Annotated in this window: 29 protein-coding genes; 23 read left to right on the top strand and 6 right to left on the bottom strand. The window is 70.8% G+C overall.

The window, feature by feature from the left end; all coding sequences use genetic code 11:
* Nucleotides 1–205: 205 nt before the first annotated feature.
* Nucleotides 206–1495: an amino acid deaminase gene (locus tag AB0C46_RS22170; protein ID WP_362829704.1), complete on the bottom strand. Its 1290-nt coding sequence runs from the start codon at nucleotides 1493–1495 to the stop codon at nucleotides 206–208.
* A gap of 189 nt (nucleotides 1496–1684) precedes the next feature.
* Between AB0C46_RS22170 and AB0C46_RS22165 the strand changes: the two genes are divergently transcribed.
* The 4 genes from AB0C46_RS22165 (at nucleotide 1685) to AB0C46_RS22150 (ending at nucleotide 5855) form a co-directional block, all read left to right on the top strand.
* Nucleotides 1685–2827 carry a sugar kinase gene (locus tag AB0C46_RS22165; RefSeq protein WP_362829703.1) on the top strand — a complete coding sequence of 381 codons (1143 nt, stop codon included), beginning with the start codon at nucleotides 1685–1687 and terminating at the stop codon, nucleotides 2825–2827.
* Between the two features lie 76 nt (nucleotides 2828–2903).
* Nucleotides 2904–3683 (top strand): IclR family transcriptional regulator, encoded by a 780-nt coding sequence (locus AB0C46_RS22160; protein WP_362829702.1) that lies wholly within the window; start codon nucleotides 2904–2906, stop codon nucleotides 3681–3683.
* Between the two features lie 5 nt (nucleotides 3684–3688).
* Nucleotides 3689–4099, top strand: coding sequence for a RidA family protein (locus tag AB0C46_RS22155; protein WP_362829701.1), 411 nt, complete (start codon nucleotides 3689–3691; stop codon nucleotides 4097–4099).
* 235 nt (nucleotides 4100–4334) lie between these two features.
* Nucleotides 4335–5855 carry a gluconate:H+ symporter gene (locus AB0C46_RS22150; RefSeq protein WP_362829700.1) on the top strand — a complete coding sequence of 507 codons (1521 nt, stop codon included), beginning with the start codon at nucleotides 4335–4337 and terminating at the stop codon, nucleotides 5853–5855.
* A gap of 66 nt (nucleotides 5856–5921) precedes the next feature.
* On the opposite strand, the gene AB0C46_RS22145 is transcribed toward AB0C46_RS22150, so the two are convergent.
* Entirely contained in the window at nucleotides 5922–6410 is a 489-nt protein-coding gene (locus AB0C46_RS22145) for an ATP-binding protein (protein ID WP_362829699.1), read from the bottom strand.
* Between the two features lie 269 nt (nucleotides 6411–6679).
* Between AB0C46_RS22145 and AB0C46_RS22140 the strand changes: the two genes are divergently transcribed.
* The 5 genes from AB0C46_RS22140 (at nucleotide 6680) to AB0C46_RS22120 (ending at nucleotide 9961) form a co-directional block, all read left to right on the top strand.
* Nucleotides 6680–7531: a helix-turn-helix transcriptional regulator gene (locus tag AB0C46_RS22140; RefSeq protein ID WP_362829698.1), complete on the top strand. Its 852-nt coding sequence runs from the start codon at nucleotides 6680–6682 to the stop codon at nucleotides 7529–7531.
* Nucleotides 7532–7541: 10 nt separating this feature from the next.
* The gene (locus tag AB0C46_RS22135; protein ID WP_362829697.1) at nucleotides 7542–7751 is read left to right on the top strand and encodes a hypothetical protein; all 210 of its coding nucleotides are present in this window, start codon (nucleotides 7542–7544) and stop codon (nucleotides 7749–7751) included.
* Nucleotides 7744–7935, top strand: a complete 192-nt coding sequence (locus tag AB0C46_RS22130; RefSeq protein ID WP_362829696.1) for a hypothetical protein — start codon at nucleotides 7744–7746, stop codon at nucleotides 7933–7935. Before AB0C46_RS22135 ends, AB0C46_RS22130 begins: the two co-directional genes overlap by 8 nt.
* A gap of 197 nt (nucleotides 7936–8132) precedes the next feature.
* Nucleotides 8133–9146 (top strand): ATP-binding cassette domain-containing protein, encoded by a 1014-nt coding sequence (locus tag AB0C46_RS22125; RefSeq protein WP_362829694.1) that lies wholly within the window; start codon nucleotides 8133–8135, stop codon nucleotides 9144–9146.
* The gene (locus AB0C46_RS22120; RefSeq protein WP_362829693.1) at nucleotides 9143–9961 is read left to right on the top strand and encodes an ABC transporter permease; all 819 of its coding nucleotides are present in this window, start codon (nucleotides 9143–9145) and stop codon (nucleotides 9959–9961) included. Before AB0C46_RS22125 ends, AB0C46_RS22120 begins: the two co-directional genes overlap by 4 nt.
* A gap of 94 nt (nucleotides 9962–10055) precedes the next feature.
* Here the strand turns inward: AB0C46_RS22120 and AB0C46_RS22115 are convergent, their stop codons facing one another.
* Nucleotides 10056–11408: a M14 family metallopeptidase gene (locus AB0C46_RS22115; protein ID WP_362829692.1), complete on the bottom strand. Its 1353-nt coding sequence runs from the start codon at nucleotides 11406–11408 to the stop codon at nucleotides 10056–10058.
* 246 nt (nucleotides 11409–11654) lie between these two features.
* Between AB0C46_RS22115 and AB0C46_RS22110 the strand changes: the two genes are divergently transcribed.
* On the top strand, nucleotides 11655–12530 hold the full coding sequence (locus tag AB0C46_RS22110) for a trypsin-like peptidase domain-containing protein (RefSeq protein ID WP_362829691.1): 876 nt from the start codon (nucleotides 11655–11657) through the stop codon (nucleotides 12528–12530).
* A 110-nt stretch (nucleotides 12531–12640) separates the two neighbouring features.
* Here AB0C46_RS22110 and AB0C46_RS22105 read toward each other — a convergent pair whose 3' ends face one another.
* Nucleotides 12641–13681, bottom strand: coding sequence for a chitinase (locus tag AB0C46_RS22105; RefSeq protein ID WP_362829713.1), 1041 nt, complete (start codon nucleotides 13679–13681; stop codon nucleotides 12641–12643).
* Between the two features lie 395 nt (nucleotides 13682–14076).
* On the opposite strand from AB0C46_RS22105, the gene AB0C46_RS22100 reads away from it, so the two are divergent.
* The 12 genes from AB0C46_RS22100 to AB0C46_RS22045 all read left to right on the top strand — a co-directional run bounded on the left by AB0C46_RS22100 (nucleotide 14077) and on the right by AB0C46_RS22045 (nucleotide 24701).
* Nucleotides 14077–15594: a hypothetical protein gene (locus AB0C46_RS22100; protein WP_362829689.1), complete on the top strand. Its 1518-nt coding sequence runs from the start codon at nucleotides 14077–14079 to the stop codon at nucleotides 15592–15594.
* Between the two features lie 132 nt (nucleotides 15595–15726).
* Nucleotides 15727–16446: a Flp pilus assembly protein CpaB gene (gene cpaB / locus AB0C46_RS22095; protein ID WP_362829687.1), complete on the top strand. Its 720-nt coding sequence runs from the start codon at nucleotides 15727–15729 to the stop codon at nucleotides 16444–16446.
* Nucleotides 16447–16459: 13 nt separating this feature from the next.
* Nucleotides 16460–17911, top strand: a complete 1452-nt coding sequence (locus AB0C46_RS22090) for an AAA family ATPase (protein ID WP_362829685.1) — start codon at nucleotides 16460–16462, stop codon at nucleotides 17909–17911.
* A 3-nt stretch (nucleotides 17912–17914) separates the two neighbouring features.
* Nucleotides 17915–18298 carry a TadE/TadG family type IV pilus assembly protein gene (locus AB0C46_RS22085; protein WP_362829684.1) on the top strand — a complete coding sequence of 128 codons (384 nt, stop codon included), beginning with the start codon at nucleotides 17915–17917 and terminating at the stop codon, nucleotides 18296–18298.
* Nucleotides 18295–18747, top strand: coding sequence for a TadE family protein (locus tag AB0C46_RS22080; protein ID WP_362829682.1), 453 nt, complete (start codon nucleotides 18295–18297; stop codon nucleotides 18745–18747). The genes AB0C46_RS22085 and AB0C46_RS22080 overlap by 4 nt, the downstream gene beginning before the upstream one ends.
* Nucleotides 18744–20084: a CpaF family protein gene (locus AB0C46_RS22075; RefSeq protein ID WP_360047933.1), complete on the top strand. Its 1341-nt coding sequence runs from the start codon at nucleotides 18744–18746 to the stop codon at nucleotides 20082–20084. Before AB0C46_RS22080 ends, AB0C46_RS22075 begins: the two co-directional genes overlap by 4 nt.
* Entirely contained in the window at nucleotides 20081–21025 is a 945-nt protein-coding gene (locus tag AB0C46_RS22070; protein ID WP_362829681.1) for a type II secretion system F family protein, read from the top strand. Before AB0C46_RS22075 ends, AB0C46_RS22070 begins: the two co-directional genes overlap by 4 nt.
* A gap of 14 nt (nucleotides 21026–21039) precedes the next feature.
* Complete coding sequence (locus tag AB0C46_RS22065) at nucleotides 21040–21933, top strand: DUF5936 domain-containing protein (RefSeq protein ID WP_362829679.1); 894 nt, start codon at nucleotides 21040–21042, stop codon at nucleotides 21931–21933.
* 581 nt (nucleotides 21934–22514) lie between these two features.
* The gene (locus AB0C46_RS22060) at nucleotides 22515–22679 is read left to right on the top strand and encodes a membrane protein (protein ID WP_018089307.1); all 165 of its coding nucleotides are present in this window, start codon (nucleotides 22515–22517) and stop codon (nucleotides 22677–22679) included.
* A gap of 17 nt (nucleotides 22680–22696) precedes the next feature.
* Nucleotides 22697–23410 carry a pilus assembly protein TadG-related protein gene (locus AB0C46_RS22055; protein ID WP_362829678.1) on the top strand — a complete coding sequence of 238 codons (714 nt, stop codon included), beginning with the start codon at nucleotides 22697–22699 and terminating at the stop codon, nucleotides 23408–23410.
* A gap of 60 nt (nucleotides 23411–23470) precedes the next feature.
* Nucleotides 23471–24055, top strand: a complete 585-nt coding sequence (locus AB0C46_RS22050; protein WP_362829677.1) for a hypothetical protein — start codon at nucleotides 23471–23473, stop codon at nucleotides 24053–24055.
* Nucleotides 24056–24065: 10 nt separating this feature from the next.
* On the top strand, nucleotides 24066–24701 hold the full coding sequence (locus AB0C46_RS22045) for an OmpA family protein (protein ID WP_362829676.1): 636 nt from the start codon (nucleotides 24066–24068) through the stop codon (nucleotides 24699–24701).
* Here AB0C46_RS22045 and AB0C46_RS22040 read toward each other — a convergent pair.
* A complete protein-coding gene (locus AB0C46_RS22040) occupies nucleotides 24679–25254 on the bottom strand; it encodes an RDD family protein (RefSeq protein ID WP_362829674.1) in 576 nt (191 codons plus the stop codon). The genes AB0C46_RS22045 and AB0C46_RS22040 overlap by 23 nt on opposite strands.
* A gap of 126 nt (nucleotides 25255–25380) precedes the next feature.
* On the opposite strand from AB0C46_RS22040, the gene AB0C46_RS22035 reads away from it, so the two are divergent.
* On the top strand, nucleotides 25381–25962 hold the full coding sequence (locus tag AB0C46_RS22035; RefSeq protein WP_362829673.1) for a TetR/AcrR family transcriptional regulator: 582 nt from the start codon (nucleotides 25381–25383) through the stop codon (nucleotides 25960–25962).
* Between the two features lie 34 nt (nucleotides 25963–25996).
* Here the strand turns inward: AB0C46_RS22035 and AB0C46_RS22030 are convergent, their stop codons facing one another.
* Nucleotides 25997–26350 (bottom strand): DUF192 domain-containing protein, encoded by a 354-nt coding sequence (locus tag AB0C46_RS22030; protein ID WP_362829672.1) that lies wholly within the window; start codon nucleotides 26348–26350, stop codon nucleotides 25997–25999.
* Between the last annotated feature and the right edge of the window lie 58 nt (nucleotides 26351–26408).

Genomic DNA, 26408 nt, shown 5'->3' with positions numbered 1-26408 from the left:
GGCGGGGACCGGCGCCCCGACTCCCCCCCCCCCCCGCCCGCCCCGGCCCCCCTGCCCCCCCCCGCCCCGCCGGCCCACCCCCCCGGCGCCCCCCAGCAGGCGCCGGGGCGGGGGCCGGCCCCCCCCCCCCCCGCGTCCGGGGGCGGGCGCGGAGCTCCGGCCCGGGGGAGCCGGCGGGGCCATGGGCGGCCCCGCCGGGCAGGTCCTAGAAGAAGGTGCGGATGAAGTCCGTGACCGTGCCGTCCGCTTCGACCAGCGGAATCAGCGGCCACTTGTCGAAGGACGTGCAGGGGTGCGACAGGCCCAGCCCGACCCAGTCGCCGACCTCCAGGTCGCCGGCCCGCTCGGTGGTGACCCAGGCGTGCTGGTCGGACAGCTTGGTGACGGTGAGCCCGTCCGCCGGGCGCAGGGTGCCGTCCCGGCCGGACCGTACGACCCGGGCCTGCGGCAGATCCAGGTCGTACGCCGCATCGCGCTTGCCCGCGTTGAGGAACGCCTGCTCGGGCGTGGGGCGGGAGACGACCTGTGCCCAGAGGCGGAAGGCGGGCTGCAGGGCGCCCTCCTCCGGGACGCGGTTGAAGGGGGTCAGCCGGCGGTAGTGCCCGTCGTCGTGCGAGACATAGGCGCCCGAGCGCAGCAGCTTGAGGACCGGGGCGGACAGTTTCGGGATCTCGGCGAAGACCTCGGCGACCGTGTCGAACCAGGCGCTGCCGCCGGCGCTGATGACGATCTGGTCGAGGTCGGTGAACCGGCCCGCCTTGTCGAACTCCGCGGCCAGCGCGACCAGTCGGCGCATCCAGGCGGCCACCCGCTCTTCGGTGGCGTCGGGGACCTCGCCCTCGTAGCCGGCCACGCCGACCAGGCGGAGGGTGTCCACGCCCGCGATGGCGTCGGCGAGTTCGAGGCACTCGGCCTCGGTACGGACCCCGGTACGGGCGCCCTCCCCGGCGCCGAGCTCGACGACCACATCCACGGGGCGGACGGCACCGGCCTCGCGCAGCGCGGTGTCCATCAGCTCGATACCGCGCAGCGAGTCGACGTAGCAGAGGAAGCGGAAGTCGGGGTCGGCGGCCAGCTCGGCGGCGAGCCAACGCAGCGCGGCCGCGTCCACCACCTGGTTCGCCAGGAAGATCCGCTCGATACCGAAGCTGCGGTAGACGCGGGCCTGGTGGGGGACGGCGGCGGTGATGCCCCAGGCGCCGTGCTCCAGTTGGCGGGCGAAGAGCTGCGGGGCCATGCAGGTCTTGCCGTGCGGGGCGAAGGCCAGGCCGTGCCGGGTGGAGTAGGTCTCCATGAGGGCCAGGTTGTGCTCGACCGACTCGGCGGAGAGGGCGAGGACGGGGGTGGTGAAACCGTCACCGAAGAGGTTGCGGCGCTCGGCGGCCAGCTCGCCGACGGTCCTGCCGTCGGCGTCCGGGGGGAGTCCCTTGAAGCGGTGATCGACCCGTTCGTCCGCGAGTCCCTTGAGTCCCTGCGCGAGCCGTTCGCCGGCCATGGGGCCTCCTCAAAAGATCATGTTGCACCATCTGCAACGCTCATTGCGCATATCGCTTACCGCTGTCTAACATCCTCGCCATTGCCCGGTCAATGGTGGGAAACACGGTGGGAAACACGGCCGGAAACGGCCGGAACACCGCGCGGCTCCCGGCCCGGCAAGCACCGCAGCGAAGGAGCGGAACCGATCGTGATCCAGCCCCCGGACGTCAGCGGCACCACCGGCCCGGACGGCGCACCCGTCCCGGACGTCGATGTCGTCTGCCTCGGCGAGTCCATGGTCACCTTCCTTCCCCGTCTCCCCGGGCGGCTCGCCGACGTCCCCACCTTCGACCGCGCCATCGGCGGCGCCGAATCCAATGTCGCCTGCACCCTCGCCCGCACCGGCCACGCCACCCGCTGGATCTCCCGGGTCGGCACCGACGGCTTCGGCGACCACCTCCTGACCGCCATCGCCGACTGCGGCGTCGACGTCGGCCATGTCCGGCGCGACCCGCTGCGCCCCACCGGCATCTACTTCCGCACCGCCGGCGACCGTGCCACCGACACCCACGAAGTCGCCTACTACCGCGCCGGTTCGGCCGCCTCCGCCATGACGGCGGCCGACCTGGACCCGGCCGCCCTCCACACCGGCCGGATCCTGCATCTGTCCGGCATCACGGCGGCGCTGTCCGCGGACTGCCTCGGCCTGCTGCAGGAGCTGACCACCCGCCGCCCCGGGCGCCCGCTCCTCTCCTTCGACGTCAACTACCGGCCGGGACTGTGGCGGGACGCCGCGCAGGCACGGGTACTGCTCGACCTCGCGCGCGGCGCGGACCTCGTGTTCGTGGGCGACGACGAGGCCCGGGACGCCTGGGGCCTGCACGGCCCCCGGGCCATCAGCCAGGCGCTGCCGGAACCGGACGTCCTGGTCGTCAAGCAGGGAAAGGCCGGCGCCACCGTGTTCCGGCGTACGGGAGAGCCGGGCGGACGCCGCGACGTCGTCACCGGCACCGCCGACGACGACGTCACCGGCACCGCCACCTTCGTCCCCGCCCTGGACGTCGACCTCGTGGCAGCCACCGGCGCCGGAGACGCCTTCGCCGCCGGCTTCCTCTCCGCCACCCTGCGCGGCCTCCCCGACCGCGCCCGCCTCCGCCACGGCCATCTGTGGGCCGCCGCCGCCCTCACCGTCCCCGGGGATCTCGCCACCCCGCCGGCCCGGCCGCACGCCGACCGCTGGGCCGCCCTCGACGACACGGCCTGGGAGAGACTGCACCTCGGTCCCGGCTGGACCGACGCCGACGCCGACGCATCCGGCCGCAGGGCCGACGAGGAGGTACCCACGCTGTGAACGAGCGATGCGAGAGAACCATCGAGAGGTGTGCCCCGGGCGACGACGGGGCGGCCGGTCGAAGCGAGGTGCCGGCATGAGCCAGACCGTCGACCGCGCGCTGAGCATTCTGCCGCTGCTCGCCGAGGGGCCCGCCGACCTGGGCCAGGTCGCCGACCGGCTCGGCGTCCACAAGTCCACCGCCCTCCGGCTGCTGCGCACCCTCCATGAACACGGCTTCGTCTACCGCCAGTCCGACCAGCGCTACCGCCTCGGCGCCCGGCTCTTCGCCCTCGCCCAGCAGGCCGTCGAAAGCCTCGACGTACGCGAGATCGCCCACCCCCACCTCGTCGAACTCAACGAGAAATGCGGACACACCGTCCACCTCGCGGTCCATGAGGAGAACGAGGTTCTCTACATCGACAAGGTGGAGAGCCGCTACCCGGTCCGGATGTACTCGCGGATCGGCAAACCCGTCGCGATCACGGTCGCCGCGGTCGCCAAGCTGCTCCTCGCCGACCTCCCCGAACCCGAGCGCCGCGCTCTCGCGGAGAAGCTCGACTACCCCCTCTACACGTCCCGTTCGACGCCCCACGCCACGGCGTTCCTCGCCGAGCTGGCCAAGGTCCGCGAACAGGGCTGGGCCACCGACCTCGGTGGCCACGAGGAGTCCATCAACTGCGTCTCGGCCCCCGTCCGCGGTGCGGACGGGCGCCTGGTCGCCGCCATGTCGGTCTCCGCACCGAATGTCGTCGTCAGCGCCGAGGAACTCCTCAGACTGCTCCCGCAGGTCCGCCGCACCGCCGACGCCATCAGCCGGGAGTACTCCGGAACCGCCGTCCCCCAGCCACCCACCGGCCCCGCACAGGAAGCCTGAACACCATGACCGAGAAGACCGCACTCACCCCGGCCACCCACACCACCCCGCCCGCGAAGTTCTCCCACGGCGTCAAGAAGGGCAACTTCCTCCAGGTCGCGGGCCAGGTCGGCTTCCTGCCCGCCGTCGAGGGCCAGGCCCCCACCCCGGCCGGCCCCACCCTGCGCGAGCAGACCCTGCAGACCCTCGCCAACGTCAAGGCCATCCTCGAAGAGGGCGGCGCCAGTTGGGACGACGCGATGATGATCCGCGTCTACCTCACCGACGTGGCGCACTTCGCCGAGATGAACGAGATCTACAACTCCTACTTCGAGGAGCAGGGCCTCAAGGAGGCCCCCGCCGCCCGCACCACCGTCTACGTCGGTCTGCCCAAGGGCCTCCTCATCGAGATCGACGCCCTCGCCGTCCTGAGCTGAGCCGTCCGCAAAGCCCTCGGCGAGCCATCCGCAGAGCTCTCAGCGAGCCATCCGCAGTGCCTTAGTGAGCCATCCGCTGTGCCTTTAGTACGTCTAGTGCGTCCAGTACGTCCGCTGGTCCGTCCGCTGGTCCGTCCGCACCATCTGCCGCACGGCAGGGCACCCCGCACCGACGGGGCGCCCTGCCGCGGTCCCCCCTACCTGGAAATCCTCTGACTGCCACCGGAGTTCCCCCATGTTCCTCGCCGCCACAACCGCCTCGGCCGCCACGACCGCCACCCCGGCCACCCCGGCCACCCCGGCCACCTCGCCACCACCACCCCACACCGGTGGGCTGCTCGCCCTGATACCGGGCACCGCCGGGCTCCTGACGGTCGCCGCCCTGGGCATCGCCCTGCTCCTCGTCCTGATCATCAAGGTCCGGCTGCAGCCGTTCGTCGCGCTGCTGACCGTCTCCCTCGCGGTGGGCCTGGCCGCCGGGCTCTCGGTCACCGAACTCTTCGGGACGGTCCAGAAGTCCGACGCGGTCTCGCTGATCGAGACCGGCATGGGCGGCATCCTCGGGCATGTCGCCATCATCATCGGCCTGGGCACCATGCTCGGTGCGATCCTCGAAGTCTCCGGCGGTGCCGAGGTGTTGAGCACCCGGCTGCTCCGCCTCTTCGGCGAGCGGCGCGAACCCCTCGCCATGGGCCTGACCGGCCTCATCTTCGGCATACCGGTCTTCTTCGACGTCGGCATCTTCGTCCTCGCCCCGATCGTCTACGCGGCGGCGAAGAGGTCTGGCAAGTCGATCCTCCTCTACTGCATGCCGCTCCTCGCGGGCCTCTCCATGACGCATGCCTTCCTGCCGCCGCACCCCGGCCCGGTGGCCGCCGCCGGCCTCTTCAAGGTCGACCTGGGCTGGATCATCCTCATGGGCCTCATCTGCGGCATCCCCGCGGTGCTCGCCGCCTGGGGCTACGCGGCCTGGATCGGCAAGCGCCTCTTCGTCGGCGTCCCGCAGGACATGGTCGAGGCTGCCGAGGAGGCCAGGGCCGCGGTCACCGCGGAAAAGGCCGCGGCCGGCGTCAAGCCGCACGAGGCGCCGGTCTCCCTGGGCACCGTCCTCACCATCATCGGCACCCCGCTGCTCCTCATCCTCCTGGCGACCTTCTCCTCCATCGCCCTGGCCCCCTCGCCCGGCCGCTCGGTGATCGAGTTCTTCGGCCACCCCTTCGTGGCCCTGACGATCGCCCTGCTGATGTCGTACTACCTGCTGGGCGTCCGCCGCGGCTGGTCCCGCACGTCCCTGGAGACCGTATCCACCGCCTCGTTGAAGCCGGTCGGCAACATCATCCTGGTCGTCGGCGCCGGCGGTGTCTTCGGCGCCGTCCTCAAGGGCAGCGGCGTCGCCACCGCCCTCTCCGACACCTTCCACAATGTCGGCCTCCCCGTCATCGTCCTCGCCTACCTGCTCTCCCTCGTCCTGCGCGTCGCCCAGGGCTCGGCCACGGTCGCCATCGTCACCACGGCCGGCATCGTCGTCCCCCTCGTCGAGGGCCAGGGCCTGTCACCGGCCCACCTGGCGCTGATCATCATGGCGATCTCGGCCGGGTCGATCTTCGCTTCGCACGTGAACGACGGCGGCTTCTGGATGGTCTCCAAGTACTTCGGCATCTCGGAACGCGACACCCTGAAGTCCTGGACGGTGCTGGAATCGGTGCTGTCGGTGGCGGGGTTCGCGGTGGCGGCGCTGGTGAGCCTGGTGGTGTAGGCGCTGGTGGCGGCACCCCGTCCCGCTACGCCCATGGGGCGCCCGGCATCGGGCGCCCCCTCGGCATTACGCCGCGTGCCCGTACGCCCGTGCCCCTTCGCGCGGCAGTACGGCCCACATCCGCGTCCCGTCGCCGGGCTCCTCTGACGCCCCGAATCCCCACTCGCCGTCGCAGGCCCGCATCACACAGGCCAGCAGCAGGAGCAGGGTCCGCCGCCTGCCGTCGCAGGCCGCCGCGAGACGGCGGTGGGTATGGCGTGGGTGCCCGTCGTAAAGGCTGATGCGCAGCGCGTCGTCGCGATAGCGCAACGACAGGTAGACGCTGTCGGACGGCGTGAACAAGCAGGCACAGGCGGCGAGTTCGCCGATCACCTGGATCGCGGCGGCGGTCGCGTCGTACAGGCCGTGCGCTTCCAGGATCGTACGGGCGGCAGAGCGCGCGACGGCCGGACTGGCGAGCGCGGCGGGAAGAGTGAGGCTGTAGGCGAGGGTTTCCGGCACGCGCGGTGTACGAGTGTCGAGGGGGTGCGGGCAGACGGTCACGGTTGCGGGCATGGCAACTCCCTGTTGCGAAGGGGTGGTTGATGGCGCAGCAGCCGGTGGCCTGTCTCCCTGGCGCGGGCCCGCCTCTCCCAGGGGAGGAGGCCGCGGGCAGGCTCGCGCGATGCGCTTCCGACTGCGTGGAGCGTAAGCGTTGCGTTACTGACTGTAGAGGGGTAGGTGGCTCATGTGCCACCTCTTTGCGCGCATTGCCTCCCATGAACTGGACCGACGCCACGTGTGACAGGCAAACTGACGTCACCGAGTGGGGAGGGAGGGCGCCGATGCCCACCAGGGCCACGCCCACAGAGCGCCAGAAGCGCCTGGGTGCCGAGCTGCGCAAGATGCGTGTCGCGGGAGGTCGAACCACCGAATACGCGGCTGGGTTGCTTGGTTTGGACCGAACGAAGGTCTCCAACATGGAGTTGGGCGTCCGGTCTACTTCGCCTGAACGTGTACAGATACTTGCCAGCAACTACGACTGCTCAGACCAGCAATACGTCGACGCTCTGGTCGAACTGGCCAACTCCCGCAAGCGCGGATGGTGGGAACAGTTCAGGGGAAGCCTCCCTCAAGGGCTATTGGACGTTGCCGAGCTGGAGTGGCACGCTACGCGGCTGCGGTCCGAACAGACCGTGCACCTGCCCGGACCGCTTCAAGTGGGTGCGTACGCACGCGCCATCTTCGACGCCGCGCTGCCCCCTCTGTCCAAATCGGAGGTGGAGCTACGCGTAGTTCTCCGGCTGCACCGCAAGCAGATTCTGGAACGCGACAACCCCGTCAACTATGTCGCATACGTTCATGAGTCCGCCCTGCGCATGCAGTTCGGTGGGCGCGCTGTGACCCGGGAACAACTCCAGCATCTCTGCGAGGTGTCCGAGCTGGTGAACGTTGAGGTGCGGGTGCTTCCTGTTGAGGCAGGCGCATTCCCCGGCGCCGGGCATGCCGTCCTGTACGCCGAAGGCCCTGTGCCGCAATTGGACACCGTCCAGTTGGACTCGGCTCACGGTCCCGAATTCACTCATGCCGATGCGCAACTCGCCAAGTACCGAGAGCACATGGATTGGATGCACGCCCGTACGCTCGGGGTGCGCGAATCTCGGGACTTCATTCACCACATCGTCCGTCAGCTCTGAGGAGGGCCACATGGCTCAGATCTCTTGGGAAGATCCCTTTTGCGCGGAGGGTAACAACTGCTTCCGCATAGGTACCGACGGTCAGGGAAACGCCTATATCGCGGTGGCAGGTGCCGAGGACGCCTACGTGACCGACACCCGTGAGGCCCTCCGTACGCTCATCCGCGAGATAAAGGCTGGGAAGGCCGACCATCTGCTCCAGGAAGGTCACCATGCCTGACATCAACTGGGAAGAGCCCTACTGCGCCGAGGGCTCGGCCTGCTTCCGCATAGGCACCGACGAAGACGGCAACGCCTACATCGCCGTAGCAGGCGCCGAGGACACCTACGTGACGGACACCCGTGAGGCCCTCCGTACGCTCATCCGCGACATCAAGGCCGGCAAGGCCGACCATCTGCTCTAGGGCGCGTCGACGCTGAGTTGGCGGGGGCCGTCGGGGCCGCTCCGCGCGGAGATTTTGATTGCGGCTGCTCGCGCGCACTTGTTAACGTCGTCTGCGACATCTCACCGTAGGGTTCCGCCCTCGCCATTCAGCCTCCTTGTGTCCGGTGACACCAGGAAGGTGGGAGTCACACCAGGTTCTGACAAGGGTGTGCGGCGATGGTTGTGGTTCGGCGAGCAGAAACGGCTTTGGAAGCCGTTGATCTGGTCAAGACCTACTCGGCAGGCAGGAACAAACCCCCGGTCACCGCGTTGCGGGGACTGAGCTTCTCCGCTGCGAAGGGGACCGTCTTCGGGCTGCTGGGCCCGAACGGGGCAGGCAAGTCCACCACGGTGAAGATTCTCTCCACGCTTTCCGTCGCCGACTCGGGAACGGCACGCGTCGCCGGCCTCGACGTTACGGCGAAGCCGGATCGGGTGCGGCAGGCGATCGGGTTCGTGGCGCAGAAGCCCGGCACGGACCCGATGGGGACCGCGACCGAGAACCTGATGCTCGCGGGTCGCCTCCACGGGATGTCCCGCCGGGACGCCAAGGCGCGGGCTCGTGAGCTCATCGACCGGTTCGGCCTCGCCGACGCCGCGAACCGGCTGGTGAGCACGTACTCCGGCGGTATGGCGCGCAAGCTGGACGTCGCGCTGGGGCTGATGCACCGCCCGCAGGTGCTCTTCCTCGACGAGCCGACGACGGGACTCGACCCCCAGGCCCGGAGCGAGATGTGGCACGAGATCGCCAGGATGGCCGGGGACGAGCAGATGACGGTGCTGCTCACCACGCACTACCTCGACGAGGCCGACCACCTCGCCGACCGGCTCGCGATCGTCGACCACGGCACAGTGGTGGCTGCGGGCACCCCGGAGGAGCTCAAGAGCGACCTGTGCGGCGACGCGGTGCAGGTCGAGCTGGCCGAGGCCGACGGCAGAGCACGCGCGGTGCTGCAACGGGTTCCGGAACTACGTGAGATCACCATGGACGGGTGCACGGTCCGTGGCCGCACCGACGACGGCGCGCGGGCATTGCCGCCCGCGCTGGCCGCACTCGACGACGCAGGAATCGTCGTGACCTCGGCGACGCTGGCCCGTCCGTCGCTCGATGACGTCTACCTCCAGCACACCGGCCACCGCCTTGAGGCCGCCGGTGACGAGGACCCGAAGGCCCTGGAGGCGGCGAAGTGACCACCCCACACATCGAGCACGTCGGCACGCGTCCCCGGACCGTGATCACACACTCCGCGTTCCTCACCGGCCGCCTGCTGCGCACGCTGTGGCGGATGCCCACCTTCCTCGTCATCGGACTCGTGCAGCCGGTGATCTGGCTGCTGTTGTTCGGGCAGCTTTTCCGCGCGGTGGTGAACCTGCCCGGATTCGCGCACGGCAGCGGCGGTTTTCTGACGTTCCTCACGCCCGGGGTGGTGATGATGACCGCGCTGTTCGCGAGCGCGTGGGCAGGGACGACCTACCTGCAGGACATCGACCGCGGAGTGATGGACCGGCTGCTGACCTCTCCGGCCGGCCGGGGCGCCATGATGGGCGCGACGATGGTCCATCAGGCGATCCAGACCGTCATCCAGAGCCTGATCATCGTGGGCATCGCGCTGATCGCCGGTGCCCGCTTCCCCGGCGGCGTTGCCGGGGTCGGCATCACCGTTCTGGCCGCGGTGCTGCTGACACTGATCTTTTCGGCACTGTCCAACGCGGTCGCCCTGCTGACCCGTCAGCAGGCGACGCTGATCGCGATTTCCCAGTTCACCACGCTGCCGCTGATGTTCCTGAGCTCTGCCGTGATGGACCTCCACCTCGCTCCGCACTGGGTTCGGAACGTCGCCGGGTACAACCCCGTGGAATGGGCGGTCGTCGCGGCGCGGCAGGCGATGTCCGCACACACCGACTGGAGCACGGTCGGGGCCCGTCTGGGTGTGCTCGCGGCGGCCGTCCTCGTGATGGGCCTCCTGGCCACACGGGCCTTCCGGGCCTATCGGAAGTCGGCGTAGGACGTGGACCCGGCGGGCCCGCGTCGCGGTGACGCGGGCCCGCCTCTCGTCCAGGACGAGGCGCGGGCCCGCCTCTCATCCCGTATGCGGTGGGTCAACTACCGCTGCAGTACTGCTCTTCCTTCCCGATCGCCCGGTAGACGCAGTCGGCGATTTCCAGGAACTGCAGCACCGCCTCCCGGTTCCGTGACGTCTCCTTCGGGATCACCGAGTCCTTCGGGTAGAAGCCGCCGTCGCCCGTGGAGGACGGGTACATCTCGAAGGTGTAGGCGAAGATCTTCTGGTCCCCCCACAGCCAGTCGTCGATGGCGCCGTCGGTGATGTAGAGGTCGCTGGACTGTTCGGGGGTGTAGCCGTTGGTGGCGGCCATGTTTTTGCCGATGGTGGCGAAGGCGTCGTGGTCGTCCTGGGTCATACCGGGGCCGGTGTCGTCGTTGGTGAAGCCGAAGGGCCAGAGGACGAGTTCGCTGTAGGTGTGGAAGTCGATGGCGGCCTTGATCTGCTGTTTGCCGCCGACCTTGCGGCCGTGGACGAATTTCGAGACGACCTGGACCTCGGGGGCGGAGGCGGCGGAGGAGCCCCGGTAGACCTCGGAGGAGGGGCTGGATGAAGAGCCGTCGCAGCAGCCCCACTTGAAGTCCCAGTTGCGGTTGAGGTCGGTGCCGACCTCGTCGGTCCCGGCGTTGGGCTGGCGGTTCTTGCGCCAGCTCTGGAATTCACCGGAGGCGATGTCGTACTCGCCGCCGTCCGGGTTCAGATCGGGGATGATCCAGATCTCGCGGGAGTCGAGCATCTTGGTGACGCGGGAGTCGCTGCCGTACTTCGACGTGAAGTCGTTGAGGAGGTAGAGGGCCATCTCGACCGTGAGATGTTCCCGGGCGTGCTGGTGGGCGGTGAAGAGGACCTCGGGCTCCTGCTCGTCCTTGGTGACGTTCTTGCTGAGTTTGAGGGCGAGGAGGTTGCGGCCCTCGTGGGAGGTGCCGATGACCTGCTTGCTGAGGAGATCGGGGTACTTGGCGACGAGGGCGTCGATCTCCTTCGTGGCCTCGTCGTAGGTGTGGTAGTTCGTGTAGCCGGCCGGGAAGTCCTTGATGCGGGGCTTGTGGGGGGTCGTGGTGGCGGCGCTCGGCGGGTCGGGCAACTTGCGGAGCGAGTAGCCGAGTGCGTGCACCTCGGCGGCCTGGGCGCGGGTCGCGGTGATGACGACCGCGCGGGCGTGGACCTCGTCGATGCTGACGCCGGTCGCGGTGAGGGCGGTGCGCTCGGCGCGGGTGGCCGGGCCGGTCACCTCGTACTGGTGGGGGAGTTCGGCCTGCCGTGCGGCGCCGGCGGTGGGCCCGGGGGATGGGGCGTCCTGGGCCTGGGCGGCGGCGATCGGGGCGGCGAGCGTGAGGGAGAGGAGTGCGGCGAGGACAGTGGTGCGTCCACCGCGGATACGTGGTCGCATGCGGTCTCCTGTGGGGTGTGAGGCGAAGCGACGGCGTCAGTGTTCGACTGTTGGCATGGGCGGGTCAAGGTGTCGGACGGCCAGATACGAGGGCGCGGGACGCTTCGCGGGCGCGGGGGAACCCGGCAACTTGCCATCTTTTCGGGGAAATTGATTGCCAGGCGGGGCTGTGGCGCCAACAATGCGCACGACAAAACCGAAGGCACCTGAACGGACTTCGGTGACATAAGCGGAGAGGACCCCCACATGAATCGACCTCTCGTCGGCACCCTGGCCACGGCAGTGCTGGGAGCCGCAACCCTCGTGGGCACCGTCGGTACGGCCCACGCGGCGCCGCAGGACGGGGCACACCACCCCAAGCAGCACAAGACCAAGGCGGTGGACTTCGCCGGCAGTGTCGCGCTGAGCAACTGCTCCGGCTCGGTCATCCGGATGCCCGGTTCGCAGGAGAACGACCCGGCGCTGGTGATGTCCAACGGCCACTGTCTGGAAAGTGGTATGCCCGGTGCGGGCGAGGTCGTCGTCGACCAGCCGTCCAGCCGCAGCTTCACCCTGCTCGACAAGTCGGCCGGCCGCCTGGGCACGATCAAGGCCACCAAGATCGCCTACGCCACCATGACCGACACCGATGTCTCGATCTACGAGACCAGCTCGACCTACGCCCAGATCGCGCAGAAGTACGGGATCAAGCCGCTGGAGCTGGCCACCGAGCATCCGGCCAAGGGCGCGGCGATCAGTGTCGTCTCCGGCTACTGGAAGAAGATCTACTCCTGCAACGTCGACGGGTTCGTGCCCACCCTCAAGGAGGGCGACTGGACCTGGAAGGACTCGGTCCGCTACACCCCGCAGTGCAAGACGATCGGCGGGACATCCGGATCGCCGGTGGTCGACACCACGACCGGCAAGGTCGCCGCGATCAACAACACGGGCAACGAGGACGGCGAGGAGTGCACCGTCAACAACCCGTGCGAGGTGGACGAGAACGGCAAGGTCACGGTGCACAAGGGCATCAACTACGCGCAGGAGACCTACGGGATACCGAAGTGCTTCGGCACCGGCAACAAGCTGGACCTGAGCGCCGAGGGCTGCGCGCTGCCGAAGCCGGCGGCCACCCGCAGGTGAGCTAGCGGCACCCATCGAAGGGGAGCGGAACGCCAGGTCCCGTGCGCGGTGCGCGGGACCTGGCGGCGGGGGGCGGCTCCGGGCCACCGGAGGGCGCGGGCGAGGCGGCGTTACGGAAGCCCGTGGACGTGCGCGCCCACCTGGCTCGCGAAGGCGTTGCCGTTGGCCGCGTCCCAGTTGGTGGACCAGGTCATCGCGCCGCGGAGCCCCGGATAGGTCCGGGACGGCTTGAAGGAGCCGCAGTTGCTGCCGCGGGTGAGGCAGTCCAGGGCGGCGTTGACGACGGACGGGGCGACGTAGCCGCCGCCGGCCGCGCGGGCCGAGGCCGGTACCCCGATGCCGACCTGGGACGGATCGAGCCCGCCCGCCAGCTGGATACAGGCGAGCGCGGTCAGGAAGTCGACCGTGCCCTGGGCGTAGACCTTGCCGTCGCAGCCGTTCATCGAACCGCTGTTGTAGTACTGCATATTGACGGCCGTCAGGAAACCCTTGATGCCGAGCGCCGTCTTGAAGTACTCGTTCTGCGGTGACTGCATGTCGATGGTCTGCGGGGCCATGGTCACCACGACATCGCCGTGCCGGTCGTGCACGGACTGGAGCGCCTGCGTCATATAGGTCGCGTTGAGGCCGTTCTCCAGGTCGATGTCGACGCCGTTGAAGCCGTACTCGTCCATCAGGCCGCTGACGGAGTCGGCGAAATTCTTCGCGGAGGCGGCGTCGTTGACGGACACCGCGCCCTTCTCGCCGCCGACGGAGAGGACGACGGACGCGCCGGCCGCCTGCTTCGCCTTGATATCTGCCTTGAACTCGTCGGTGGAGCCGTAGCCGACGGCCGGGTCCAGGCGGAAGGTGACGGCGCCGGGCTGTCCGGTCGCGTCGGCGAACGAGACCGCGATGATGTCGTAGGCGTCGTCGACGTCCTTGAGTTTCTGCACGGTGGCGCCGTTGTCGAAGTTCTGCCAGTAGCCGGTGACGGCGTGCCGGGGGACGGCGGCGGTGGGATTGGTGGGTGCGGTGGGTGTGGTGGGTGAGGTGGGTGCGGCGGAGGAGGCCGGGGGGTGATTCCCGGATGCCTGGGCGGTGCCCGTCCCGACGATTCCGGCCGAGGTCAGCACCACGGCGGTGAGTCCGGCCAGCAGTCTCGCCGGCAGTCCGGTCCTCGGCCCGGTCCTCGGCCTGGTCCTCCGCCTGGCCTTCGGCCTGGTCTCCGGTCTTCCTGATCGTGCGCGAACCACGACTGCCTCCGGGGGTGGGGGAGTTGGGGGGTGTGCGGACGCGTGTTCAGGGCCCTTGCGCGTGCCGTACAACGTGGTCCAGACCAATCGCTCTGTCAAGAGTCCTGTCGCCGCCGGATGTTCCGGTGCGGGACGCTTGGCCGGTATCCGCCATTTCCCTGCGGGGTGATGGTCATGACGAGTAGCCCAGAACGTGTTCTCTGGGACGTATCTCTGTGGATAAAGTGCTGAGCGAATGGCGCCGATGGCGCAGAGCTGTGCCGATCCGCGGTCCCGGGACCCCCGGCGGCCGGAGGGAGTGGGGGAGCGACGTGCCGACCGCGATTGCAGTCACCAGCCCTGACCTCGCGCTGCCTGCGACTGACCGGCAGACCCCCGCCGCCGTCGTCCTCCAGGCGCCGCATCTTCAGCCACTGGACGACGCCCTGACGGAGACCAGCGCGATACTGGAACACCACGGCCATCTCGTCGCGCTGTACTCCTCGGCCTGCCCGCCGGAACACATCCGCCGGCTGCACACCCTGCGCGCCGTCCTGGAGAGCGACCGGATCGCCATCGTGCCGCTGTCCCTGCCGCCGCTGGGGGTGGCCTTACTGGCCCGTCAGCTGCGGCAGTTGTCGCTGTGCGACTTCAGCCCCGGCGTGCTGGCCAGCGCGGCCCGGCTGCTGACCCACTACATCCACGCCGGCGCCCTGCTCGGCAGCGTCAGCGGCCTGGACCGGATCGAGGTTGATCTGCGGGCCCATATGAAGTCCTGGCTTCCCGGCGCGCACTTCGCGGTGCTGGCCCACCCCAAGCCGCAGTTGCTGCATCTGGACCGGCACAGCACCGAGGCCGGACTGCCGGCGCCCGGGTTCGCCACCCACCTCGCGGTCGCCCGCGGTCAGCTCACCTCGGAGTGGGTGACCGGGGCACTGGCCCCGGCCTGGCAGGTGCAGGGGGTGCACGAGGCCCGGCTGCCCGCCGAGTCCGCCCGGTGGTGGGGCACGCAGAAGCTGATCGAATTCGCGGCGGCCATACCGGATGTGTCGGTTCTCTATCAGCTGGTGGCCTCCGTACGCCGCGAGGAGTGCGGCTGGTGCGGTCTGGAACTCCTCGGCGACCGCTGCGCGTTCTGCGCGGCCCCACTGGCCAGGGAACGGGCGGCGGGGGGTGGCGGCTCGGGCCAGGGGCCGGCGGCCATAGGAATGCCGGCGTCCCGGCCGGTGCAGAGCGCCGCCAACGCTTCGGTGACGGCCGCGGCTCCTGTTTCCGCTGCTGCTGCTGCTCCTGGTTCTGCTGCCGCCCCGGCTCCGGCCGCCCCGGCTCCGGTCCCCGCGTCGTCCCCGGGTACCGCGTCGTCCCCGGGCGCCGCGCCCGCGCCGGCTGCCGGCCAGGGCCCGGAACAGGCCCGGGGGCAGGCCCAGGCTGCTGCCCGGCCGTCCGCTCCGGCGCCCGTCCCGTCATCCGCCCCGTCGCCGGTAACGCCGTCGGGAGCGACCGGTGCCACGGATGCGCCCGGCCCTACAGATGTCCCCGGTGTGGTGGGCGTGTGGGGCGGCCGGCGTGGTGGCGGTGGCGAACCCGGGCAACTGGACGTCCGTGGGCCGGATCTCGCGGTGGGCGGCCCGGCGGTGCCGGGGAACCCGTACGGGTCCGGGCGTCCGGTGCCGGGAAACCCGTACGCGACCGACGCGCCCCGCGCCCCCGGCCAATGGGAGCTGCCCGGTCACCCCGATGCCGCCGGTCACCCCGGCGCCGCCGGTTATCTGAATCTTCCTGGTCACCCGGACGTCCCCGCTCACCCGGACGCCCCCGGCACCCCGCGGACGGTGGCCCGCGTGCGCTGAGCCCGACCGGGCCGCCGTGGCCCCGCCCCTCCGGCCGGTCCCCTCGGCCGCCCGCCGGGTTTCCGCCCGGCGACCGCCCGAACCCGTCCCCCGCCCGTCCCTTCTCACCGTCCCGATCGAGGTCCCTCCCCCATGAACTCACGCCAGCGCCGCGGAGTGATCCTGCTGCTCCTGTCGGTTCTCTGTGCGGTCGGCGCGTTCGTCGGCGTGCTGTCGGTGATCAAGAACGTCGAGTCCAAGGTCGGTCCCGAGAAGACGGCGTACCGGCTGAAGACGGATGTCGCGGCCTATAAAGCGCTGGATCCTGGGCAGTTCGAAAGGGTGAAGATGCCGCAGCGGTGGCTGCCGCCCACCGCCGTGACCGATCTGGACCAGGTCAGCGGCAAGATCGCGGTGACGCCGCTGAAGAAGGGGTCGCTGCTGCAGGACGACATGATCGTCGAGCGGCCCGCGCTGAAGGCGGGGCAGCAGGAGATCGCCATCATGATCGACGCCGCCACCGGTGTGGCCGGCAAGATCAACCCCGGTGCCCGGGTGAACATCTACGCCACCTTCGAGGGCAAGCGCCCCGAGGACAAGCCGGTCTCCCGGGTCATCGTCGCGGGCGCCCAGGTCATCGACGTCGGCAAGCTGACGCCGCTGGAGGCGAAGGACCCGGGCGACACCACCGCCAACAGCCGGCAGGCCGGTGAGGCCGTCCCGATCACCTTCGCGCTGAACACCCAGGACGCCCAACGGGTCGCGTACGCCGAGTCCTTCGCCTCCCACGTACGGCTCGCCCTGCTCGCCACCGGCAATGAGACCGCCATCCCGCCCGGCCAGCGCAGCTACACCCTCGACGGCGACAAGTGACCCGGAGCCTCAGGTGACCATCCGCATCCTCCCGGCCATCGGCGACCCCGATGCCGCACGCGCCGTGTCCTCGCTGCTCAACCAGCTGCCGGACGCCGAACCCGCGCCCCCGGTCGCCGACTCCGCCGCGCTGCTCCACGCGCTGGCCGGCGCCGCCGCCCAGGGGGCCGGCGCACCGGCCGCGGGCGCCCCGCCCGCCGCGGGTCAGCCGTCCGCGGTGGAGGCGCTCCCCGAGGTCGTGCTCGTCCACGAGCGGATCGGGCCGACGCCGGCGCTGGAGCTGATCCGTGAGGTGGCCCTGCGCTTCCCCGCCGTCGGCGTCGTACTGATCACCACGGACGCCGGGCCCGCGCTGTTCTCCGCGGCGATGGACGCCGGCGCCCGTGGCATCGTCGGAATGCCGCTCGGGTACGACGAGCTGGCCGCCCGGGTGCAGGCCGCCGCCCAGTGGTCGGCGGGCGTACGGGTCCACCTAGGGGGAAGCCCGGAGGCGGCCCCCGGACCGGCCGGCACGCTGGTGACGGTGACGGGCGCCAAGGGCGGCGTCGGCACCACCGTCACCGCCGTGCAGCTGGCGCTGGCGGCGCGGGCCGCGGGCCGCAGCGTCGCGCTGGTGGACCTGGATCTGCAGTCCGGTGACGTGGCCTCCTACCTGGACGTCCAGTTCCGCCGCTCGGTCGTCGACCTGGCGGGCATTCAGGACATCTCCGTACGGGTCCTCCAGGACGCCGTGCACGACCACCACACGGGCCTCGGGCTGCTGCTGGCGCCCGAGGAGGGGGAACGCGGTGAGGAGGTCGACGACCGGGCGGCCCGCCAGATCATCGGCGCGCTGCGCTCCCGCTACGAAGTGGTGCTGGTCGACTGCGGCTCCCAGATGCAGTCCGCCAATGCCGCGGCCGTCGAACTCGCCGATCTGGCACTGCTGGTGACCACCCCGGACGTGGTGGCCGTACGGGCCGCCAAGCGGCAGGTCCGGCTGTGGGACCGGCTGCAGATCCGCAAGGCGGAGGACACCACGACCGTGGTCAACCGCCTCACCCGGAACACCGAGATCCAGCCGCCGCTGGTCGCCAAGGCCACCGGCACCCAGGTCGCCCGGACCCATGTGCCGGCCGCCTTCAAGGAACTCCAGCCCTGTGTCGACGCGGGCCGGATGCAGGATCTGGACGGCCGGTCCACGGTCAAGCAGGCGCTGTGGGCGCTGGCGGGCGAACTCGGCCTGGTCGACTCGCCGGCCGCGCGGCAGGGCCGCGGCAGCCACCGGGCCCGCCCGACGCTGACGGGGCGCAAGCGCAAGGCCATAACGCCGGGGGCGGCTCCCGGTTCCGGGGGAGTTCCGGGTCCGGCATCGGGGGCGGCCTCCGGGGCGGGGCCGGGCTCCGGTACCCGGTTCGGCGTGCGGCGGGGTCCCGCGGCGGCGGCCGGCGGCCCGGGGCCGTTCGACCCGTCCGGCGAGGGCTGAGCGGTGCGGCGCCCGCTGGGCGGCGACGACCGGGGGCAGGTGGCCGTGGAGTTCATGGGGCTGCTCCCGCTGATCCTGCTGGTCCTCGCCCTGCTCTGGCAGTTGGTGCTGGTCGGGTACACCTACTCGCTCGCCGCGCACTCCGCCGACCGTGGCGCACGGGCCGCCACCGCCACCGAGGGCGGCGGCGCGGGCGCCTGCCGCACCGCCGCCGAGGACCAGCTGCCCAGTTCCTGGCGCGCGGGCGCCTCGACCTCCTGCGGAACGGAGTCGGGCCTGTGGAAGGCAACCGTCCGGATCAAGGTCCCGGTGCTCTTCCCCGGCGCGGGCAGCTACCCATGGACGGTCACCGGCTCGGCCGGCGCCGCGAAGGAGGACACCGGGTGAGCGCCGTACGCCTGCCCGCCCGGCTCCGCGGCCACGGCCGCGACCGGGGCCAGGCCTCCATCGAATTCCTCGGCTTTCTGCCGATCCTGCTGGTCGTCGGGCTGGCCGTGGTCCAGCTCGGCCTGGCCGCCTACACCGTCCAGCAGGCCGGGACCGGAGCGCGCGCCGCGGCCCGTACCGCCTCGATGGACGAAGCCGACCGGGAGACCGGCCCGCAGGCCGCCGGCCGGTCCGCGATGAGCGGCTGGGTCGCGGACGGTGCGACGATCTCGGTGGGCGGCGGGGGCGCGGAGGTCAGCGCGACGGCGCGGGTACCGATCCCCTCGATCATCCCCGGCATCGACAATTTCGGTACCGCCAGCCGCACCGCCACCATGCCCCGCCCGCAGGAACCCGGCGCGCTGGGCCTGCGCGCCGCGGACACGTACGAAGGAGCACCCCCGCGATGAGCCTGAAAGCCCGGATCGTCGCACCCGAGCCGGCCGGTGAGGCGCGCGAGGACAGCCATATGGTCGCCGTCTACCGCGCCAAGCTGCTGGAGGAGATCGACCTCGCCGAGATGTCCTCGCTGGCCGCGGCCGAGCGCCGCTCGCGGCTGGAACGCGTGCTGGGCCACATCATCAGCCGTGAGGGCCCGGTGCTCTCCACCGCCGAACGCGCCCAGCTCATCCGCCGGGTGGTGGACGAGGCGCTGGGCCTCGGGGTGCTGGAGCCGCTGCTGGAGGACGCCTCGGTCACCGAGATCATGGTCAACGGCCCGGACCAGGTGTACGTCGAGCGGGCCGGCCGGGTCGAGCTGCTGCCCGTCCGCTTCGCCTCGCACGAGCAGCTGATGCAGACCATCGAGCGGATCGTCTCCACCGTCAACCGGCGGGTCGACGAGTCCAATCCGATGGTCGACGCCCGGCTGCCGTCCGGCGAACGCGTCAATGTCATCATCCCGCCGCTCGCGCTGAACGGCGCCACCCTCACCATCCGCCGCTTCCCCCGCGCCTACACCCTCGCCGAACTCATCGGCATGGGCACGCTCGACGAGCAGATGCTGATGCTGCTGGCGGGGCTGGTGCGGGCCAAGTTCAATGTGGTGGTCTCCGGCGCCACGGGCGCGGGCAAGACCACTCTCCTCAACGCGCTGTCCGGCCTGATCCCGGACGGCGAGCGGATCATCACCGTCGAGGACGCCGCCGAACTCCAGCTCCAGCAGAGCCATGTCATCCGGCTGGAGTCCCGGCCGCCCAACGTGGAGGGCAAGGGCCGGATCACCATCCGCGACCTGGTACGCAACTCCCTGCGGATGCGCCCCGACCGCATCATCGTCGGCGAGGTACGCGGCGGCGAGACCCTCGACATGCTCCAGGCGATGTCGACCGGCCACGACGGCTCGCTGGCCACCGTGCACGCCAACAGCGCCGAGGACGCCCTGATGCGGCTGCAGACCCTGGCCTCCATGTCCGACGTCAAGATCCCCTTCGAGGCGCTGCGGGACCAGATCAACAGCGCTGTCGACTGCCTGGTCCAGCTCACCCGGCACGCCGACGGCTCCCGCCGGATCAGCGAGATCGCCATCCTCGACTCGCGCGGCCACGAGGACTACCGGATCGCCACGGTCTGCCGCTTCGACGCCGAACCGATGGGCGCCGACCGCATCGTGCACGGCCGGTTCCGCTACTTCCCGCTGCCGCGCCGGGTCGCCGAACGCCTCTTCATGGCGAGCGAGCCCACCCCGCCCGCCTTCGGCGTCGCCACCCACGACGCTCAACTCGCCACCCGGAAGGCCCATTCATGACCGGCGGGAACGACCTCGCCCTGCTCGCCATCGGCGCCACGCTGCTGTGCGGGCTGCTCGCGATCGCCGGCGCCCGGACGTACGCGGCCGGGCGCGCCCAGCGGCAGGCCGTCGTCGACCGGCTGGCCGACGAGCGCGGACTGCCGGTGACCGGGCGGCGCCGCTTCCCGTCCGTCGACCGGGCGCTGCGCGGCACCCGCTTCGGCCGCCGTCTCGAACTGCGGCTGACCGCCACCGGCCTGGACGTCACCCCCGGCGAGTTCGCCGTCTACATGCTCGGCGCGGTCCTCGCGCTGTGGCTGGTCGCACAGGCCACCCTCGCCCCGTTCTTCGGCCCGATCGCCGCGCTGGTCGCCGTCTGGGCGGCGTTCGCCTTCCTCAACTGGCAGCGGCAGAAGCGCATCGAGAAGTTCATCAACCAGCTGCCCGAACTCTCCCGGATCCTCGCCAATGCCACCCAGGCCGGGCTCGCGCTGCGGACCGCACTGGGCATGGCGGCCGAGGAGCTGGAGGCCCCGGCCGGTGAGGAGCTGGCCAAGGTCTCCGACAAGCTCTCCGTCGGCCACTCCATCGACGAGGCGCTCGGCGAACTGGCCGAACGCCTCCCGTCCCGCGAACTCGTCGTGCTGGTCACCACGCTGGTGCTCGCCAACCGCGCCGGCGGCACCGTCGTCGGCTCGCTGCGCAACCTCACCAAGACCCTGGAGGAGCGCAAGGAGACCCGCCGGGAGGTCCGCACCCAGCTTTCCCAGGTCGTGGTCACCGCCTATGTCGTCCCGCTGCTCGGTATCGGCACCCTGCTGCTGATGAACCGGATCGCGCCGGGCGCCATCGACCGGATGACCTCCTCCTTCCTCGGCCAGCTCGCGGTCGTGGTGGCCTTCGCCCTCTACGGGCTCGGGTTCTTCTTCATCCGCCGCCTTTCCAAGATCGACGTCTAGGTATCGGTATCGCCATGGCACTCGGAATCCTGCTGGCCCTCGCCTTCGCCCTCTCGGTCGCCGGTATCTGCTGCGGTATCGCGCTCTACCGGCGCGAGGCCCGGCTGCCGCCCGACCTGGCGCTGTCCCTGGAGGTGGGCGCGACCCGCACCACGGCCGTCGGTTCGGCGGTGGACCGTGCCGGGATGCGGTACGCACCGCTGGTGCTGCGGCTGATGGGCGGCAAGCGCACCGCCCTGGTCCGCCGGCGGATCGACCTGGCGGGCAATCCGGGCGGGCTCACCGTCGACCGGTACGCCGCCCGGCGCGCCGTCTACGGGGCCCTCGGCTTCTTCGGCGCGCTGGTGATGTTTCTGCGCGGCCAGCCGCTGCTCGGCGTGCTGATGGTGCTCTTCGGCCTCTTCTGGACCGAGGTCGGCATCTGGGCCGCCATCCGTCAGCGCAAGGACACCATCGAACGCACCCTTCCGGACTTTCTGGATGTGCTGGCCGTCGTGGTCAGCGCCGGTCTGGGCTTCCGGCAGGCCCTGGACCGGGTCGCGGAGAGGTACGAGGGGCCGTGGGCCGATGAACTCCGTATCACGCTGCGGCAGATGGACATGGGCGTCAGCCGCCGGGCGGCCTTCGAGGAACTGCGCAAACGCAATGACTCCGAACAGGTCGCCCAGTTCGTCACCGCCCTCCAGCAGGGCGAGGAGCTGGGCTCGCCGATCGTCGAGACGCTGATCCAGATCGCCGACGACATGCGCCGGACCGATGCCCAGAACGCCCGGCGCCGGGCCGCCCGCGCGGTCCCCAAGGCCACCATGGTCGTCACCACCTTTATGGTCCCGGCCACGATGATCCTGCTCATCGCCGGTTTCTTCCTGGGTTCGGGCACCAACTTCGGCTCGCTGATGGGCAGGTGACCGGTGGCACGGAGCCCGGCGCCGGCCCGGCCCGCACCCGTCCGGCGCCGCGGGACCGGGCTCGGCGTACCCGCGCCGGCCGCCCTCGGCGCGGCGTTCGACTCGCTCCCCGCCACGCACTTGGCCGGCACCCGTCACGACTGCGGTCGTTGCGGGCCGTCCTTGCGGGTGCACATCTTCGGGTGGACGGGCGACGGCGCCCCGTAATCGGCCGGATGAGTGCGCTGCGGGCCCGGCTTCCCGTCAACTCCTTCGCAACAGCAACGAGTTGTGTCACAGTGGGTGGGCGGACGGTTGCGCTCGCACTATGGTGCGGAGGGATCGTCCGGTCTTCATGAGTGACGGAACGGGGCACGGTCCCGGGCGGGGAGCGGGGGTGGATAGAGTGCGACTGAGTGGCCGAAATGCGATGTTGTGCCTGTCATCCGGGTTCCCGAACGAGGATTGCGTACGGAATCCCTGTTCCGGGCACGCTGTTCCGGCGTACTTTTCTCGTGTCGTGAGCGCGGCCGACCGCGCCGACACCACGGGGACAGACCAGCCGGACCAGAGCGGTACGGCCGCCCATGGAGGGGAAGACGATGGCGAAGCGGATTTTGGGGAACGACCGGGGACAGACCTCGATCGAGTACCTCGGCATCATCGCGGTGGTCGTGGCGATCGTCCTGGTCCTGTCGACCACGGACTTCGGCAGCCAGATCGCGAACGCCATCGCCAACAAGATCTCCGACGTCGTCGGCATTTAGCCCCCACCGTCACCGCTGTGCCGGCCACGACCACACACCGCCGCCGGCGCGACGCAGGGCAGGCCTTCCCGCTCTACATCGTCGCGGTCGGGGGCCTGCTCTTCCTCGCGCTCGCCTTCTTCGCCGTCGGGCAGGCGGCGGCCACCCGCAACGGTGCGCAGACCGCCGCCGACGCGGCCGCGCTCGCCGCCGGCCAGAAATACCGCGAACTGCTGCGCAAGGGCGTGCTCGACGGCCTCCGCGACGGCAGTTACCGGACCGATCCGACGGCCTGGGAGGAGCTGCTGAACGGGCGCGGCGCCCCGTCCGAGGAGGCCTGCGCGAGCGCGCGCTGGTTCGCCGGACGGAACGGCGCCGCGGTCTCCGGCTCCGGATGCACCCCGGACTCCTGGCCCACGTCCTTCGCCGTCCAGGTCACCACCCGCAACGCCGTGGGGAATTCGGTCATCCCGGTGACCAGGAGCAAGCACGCGTCGGCCGAGGCGAAGTCCGTCGTCGGCCCCCGCTGCACCCTCGACCCCGCCAAGGACGACACCGGCGGGGCGGACGGCAAGGGCGGCAAGGACGGCAAAGACGGAAAGGACGACGAGGGGGGCAAGGGCGCTAAGGACGAGGACGCCCCCGCCCCCGTCGAGATCACCTGCGACGGCAAGCGCTGGACGCTCGACCCCGCCCACCTTGCGGAACTGCCCGACGCCGCCGACCTGTTCTCCGTACGCCTCGCCCATTGACCGCCCGCACCGACCACCCCCCTTGAGACGACCAGACGACGATCAAAGGAATCGCATCCCATGAGCATTCGGCGCACCACGAAGGCCGCCAGGGGAGCGGTCGCCATGGCGAGCGCTGTCGGCCTTGCACTCGTTGTGGCCGGCTGTGGTGGTGGCGACGGCGGTGCGAAGGCGTCGGACGGCGACAAGCCGCCGGCCCGCAGCACCGCCCCCAAGGACAGCGGCCCCGGCACCCCGGCGGCCGACTCCGACAAGGTGATCGGTGAGATGAAGGGGCCGGACGGCGTGGTGGTCACGCTGCACTCCGTGGTCCGTGACTCCGGCGGCTTCGTCACCGTCAACGGCACGGTCACCAACCGCGGCACCCGCGCCTTCAACGCCATCGACTGGCGCTCCAACGAGACCGAGCTGCGCTCCCGTTCCTCCATCTCCGGGGCGACCCTCGTCGACAAGGCGGGCAAGAAGCGGTATCTGGTGTTGCGCGACACCAATGGCGAATGCCTGTGCACGACCGGCCTCAGCGGGCTGATGCCGGGTGCCAGCCGCCCGGTCTTCGCGCAGTTCCCGGCGCCGCCGGCCAAGGTGACCGAGGTCGACTTCCAGCTGCCGACGCTGCCGCCGGCCAGCGTGCGGATCACGGACTGAGCGGGCACCGATGACCGCGACCCAGATGCCCCGAGGACGCCGGGTGCGCCGCGCGCCCCGTAGCGCCGTCACCGCCGCCGTCGCGCTGCTGCTCACCGCGGCGCTGACGGCCCCCGTCGCCCATGCCGATCCGCCGGGCGTGACCGAGGACTCCAGCCCGCCGGTGCACATCGACTCCGGCGACCCCGATCTGCGGATGGTCCAGGGCGGCAAGCTCGCCCCGTCCAAGGTCCTCAACATCAAGTCGATCGTCGAGGCCGACGACGGCTCCGAGCGCCGCCAGGACACCAACGACAATGTGACCTTCGCGCTCCAGGCCGAGGTCCTCTTCGGCAAGGACAGCGCCGAGCTGACGCCGGAGGCGCTGTCCCGGATCAGCACGATCGGTGCGGAGATCAAGAAGCAGAACGCCACCCGTCTGCGGGTCTTCGGCTTCACCGACAATCTGGGCTCGGCGAGCCACGGCCTGGTCCTGTCCAAGAAGCGCGCCAACGCCGTCCAGCAGGAGCTGGCCAAGGAACTCGGCTCGTCCGTCACCTTCCAGATCCGCGGCTACGGCGAGCAGTACCCGATCGCCGACAACGGCACCGAACAGGGCCGCAAGAAGAACCGCCGGGTCGAGGTCAGCTTCCCGCGGGCTTCGTGACCGGGGAAGGCGCCGCGGCGGGCCGCATGCTGCGGCGGATGACCACGCTGCCCACCACCTTGTCGTGCAGAGTCTGACGCAACGTCCGGTCCCAGAGGCAGGCCAGCGGGTCCAGCAGGCCGAGCACCGGCACCAGCCGCATCCCCAGATGGGCCAGATGCCGCGCCAGCGCAGTCCCGTAGGAGAGCGGGCTCCCGTCGGCGAGCCGTACGACGCTCAGTCCGCACAGGAGCTTGCCCGGCGTGCCGCCGTAACGGGCCGTCAGCAGCGGCGAGTAGAGAAAGAGCAGCGCCAGGACCACCAGGGCGATGGCGTAGAACGGTGTGTTGTCCGTGCGGCCGCCGATGGTGGCCAGGCCGATGTACAAGGAGACCAGGGCCAGGGCGGCGACGGTGAGCCCCATGTCGATGATGAGCGCAAGCAGCCGCAGCCACTGGTTGCCGAGGATGCGCGGGGCCGGCCTCTGGGGCGCCCGAGCCGCGGAGTGCGCGGGGTCCGCCGGAACTCCGGGGCCGGCCGGAGGTAGGTGCCCGGGCAGGGGTGTCGTGTTCATGCCGCGCATGTGACCATCCCGGGCCGCCCGGCGGCAACTTGATGCCGGCACGGCGCCGGGGCGGCCCGGAGCGCATGCGGCCGACGTATTGAACCGTACGATCCAATAAGTGCTAGCGTTTCCGTTATGGCACGGCCCAGGAAATTCGACGAGGAGCAGGCGGTCGACGCCGCGATGGAGGCGTTCTGGGCCGCCGGCTATGGCGCGACCTCCACCCAGGACCTGTGTGACGCCACGGGCCTGGGGCGCAGCAGCATCTACCACACCTTCAAGAGCAAGCACGACCTCTTCGAGCGGGCGCTGGCCCGCTACATGGAGTGCAAGAACGCCGAGCTGTTCGCGCTGCTGGAGAGCGAGCTGTCCGCGCGGGAGAAGATCCGCGCGCTGCTGCAGCGGGTGATCGACGAGGAGTGCGCCGACGACGCGGACGGCCGCGGCTGTCTGGTCGTCCACACCTGTGTCGAGGTGTCGGCCCATGACCCGTCGGTCGCGGCAGCGCTGGAACAGGACTACGGCGTACGGCTGGCAGCCCTCTGTGCCGTGATCGAGTCCGGTCAGCGCGACGGCGATATCGCGGCCGGCAAGGACGTCCGCACCCTCGCCCATCTCGTCATCGCCTCGGTCAGCGGGCTGCGCGTCTCGGCACGGTCCGGCGTCGGCCGCACCGCCCTGGAGGCCGTCGCGGAAGCGACACTCAGCGCCTTCTGACCGCACGGCCGCCCCGCCGGCGCGCGGACCGCCGTCAGCTGCGGGGTGCAACGCCCAGGCGCAGCCCGGGACGCAGGCCCCAGCGCGCCATCGCGCCCGCCTCCGCCTCCAGGACGTGCCGGGCGCGCAGGCGGGGCAGCCCCAGCCGCCCCGGGCGCATGGTGCGTACGGACAGCACGGTGAAGTCCCGGCTCAGATAGGCGACATCGATCGCGAACCGCATCCGGAAGGTGTGCACACCGCTCGCCGGGGTGAGCAGCAGCGCCCCCTCGATGCCGTCGCGGCCCAACAGGCCGCGGGCGCGGGCGCGGTAGGACGCCGCGATCTCCACCGGAATGGCGCTCGCCGCGCCGTGCAGGACTCCCGGACCGTTCTCCCAGCGCGCCATGCCCAGCGTTCTATCAGCTCCCGCACTCCGGGTCTTCCCCGGCGGACCGGCGCCGGAC

The organism is Streptomyces sp. NPDC048637 (assembly GCF_040650675.1).
GTDB lineage: Bacteria > Actinomycetota > Actinomycetes > Streptomycetales > Streptomycetaceae > Streptomyces.
The sequence above is the reverse complement of the archived record's forward strand: the minus strand, read 5'-3'. Positions and strand labels throughout refer to the sequence as shown.

Excerpts from the sequence above, each read along its gene's own strand:
- cpaB (WP_362829687.1), top strand. The coding sequence starts at position 15,727 with ATGAACTCACGCCAGCGCCGCGGAGTGATCCTGCTGCTCCTGTCGGTT.
- AB0C46_RS22040 (WP_362829674.1), bottom strand. The coding sequence starts at position 25,254 with ATGAACACGACACCCCTGCCCGGGCACCTACCTCCGGCCGGCCCCGGA.
- AB0C46_RS22060 (WP_018089307.1), top strand. The coding sequence starts at position 22,515 with ATGGCGAAGCGGATTTTGGGGAACGACCGGGGACAGACCTCGATCGAG.
- AB0C46_RS22070 (WP_362829681.1), top strand. The coding sequence starts at position 20,081 with ATGACCGGCGGGAACGACCTCGCCCTGCTCGCCATCGGCGCCACGCTG.
- AB0C46_RS22125 (WP_362829694.1), top strand. The coding sequence starts at position 8,133 with ATGGTTGTGGTTCGGCGAGCAGAAACGGCTTTGGAAGCCGTTGATCTG.
- AB0C46_RS22170 (WP_362829704.1), bottom strand. The coding sequence starts at position 1,495 with ATGGCCGGCGAACGGCTCGCGCAGGGACTCAAGGGACTCGCGGACGAA.
- AB0C46_RS22145 (WP_362829699.1), bottom strand. The coding sequence starts at position 6,410 with ATGCCCGCAACCGTGACCGTCTGCCCGCACCCCCTCGACACTCGTACA.
- AB0C46_RS22150 (WP_362829700.1), top strand. The coding sequence starts at position 4,335 with ATGTTCCTCGCCGCCACAACCGCCTCGGCCGCCACGACCGCCACCCCG.
- AB0C46_RS22140 (WP_362829698.1), top strand. The coding sequence starts at position 6,680 with ATGCCCACCAGGGCCACGCCCACAGAGCGCCAGAAGCGCCTGGGTGCC.
- AB0C46_RS22050 (WP_362829677.1), top strand. The coding sequence starts at position 23,471 with ATGAGCATTCGGCGCACCACGAAGGCCGCCAGGGGAGCGGTCGCCATG.
- AB0C46_RS22115 (WP_362829692.1), bottom strand. The coding sequence starts at position 11,408 with ATGCGACCACGTATCCGCGGTGGACGCACCACTGTCCTCGCCGCACTC.
- AB0C46_RS22110 (WP_362829691.1), top strand. The coding sequence starts at position 11,655 with ATGAATCGACCTCTCGTCGGCACCCTGGCCACGGCAGTGCTGGGAGCC.
- AB0C46_RS22035 (WP_362829673.1), top strand. The coding sequence starts at position 25,381 with ATGGCACGGCCCAGGAAATTCGACGAGGAGCAGGCGGTCGACGCCGCG.
- AB0C46_RS22130 (WP_362829696.1), top strand. The coding sequence starts at position 7,744 with ATGCCTGACATCAACTGGGAAGAGCCCTACTGCGCCGAGGGCTCGGCC.
- AB0C46_RS22160 (WP_362829702.1), top strand. The coding sequence starts at position 2,904 with ATGAGCCAGACCGTCGACCGCGCGCTGAGCATTCTGCCGCTGCTCGCC.
- AB0C46_RS22075 (WP_360047933.1), top strand. The coding sequence starts at position 18,744 with ATGAGCCTGAAAGCCCGGATCGTCGCACCCGAGCCGGCCGGTGAGGCG.
- AB0C46_RS22155 (WP_362829701.1), top strand. The coding sequence starts at position 3,689 with ATGACCGAGAAGACCGCACTCACCCCGGCCACCCACACCACCCCGCCC.
- AB0C46_RS22135 (WP_362829697.1), top strand. The coding sequence starts at position 7,542 with ATGGCTCAGATCTCTTGGGAAGATCCCTTTTGCGCGGAGGGTAACAAC.
- AB0C46_RS22045 (WP_362829676.1), top strand. The coding sequence starts at position 24,066 with ATGACCGCGACCCAGATGCCCCGAGGACGCCGGGTGCGCCGCGCGCCC.
- AB0C46_RS22065 (WP_362829679.1), top strand. The coding sequence starts at position 21,040 with ATGGCACTCGGAATCCTGCTGGCCCTCGCCTTCGCCCTCTCGGTCGCC.
- AB0C46_RS22030 (WP_362829672.1), bottom strand. The coding sequence starts at position 26,350 with ATGGCGCGCTGGGAGAACGGTCCGGGAGTCCTGCACGGCGCGGCGAGC.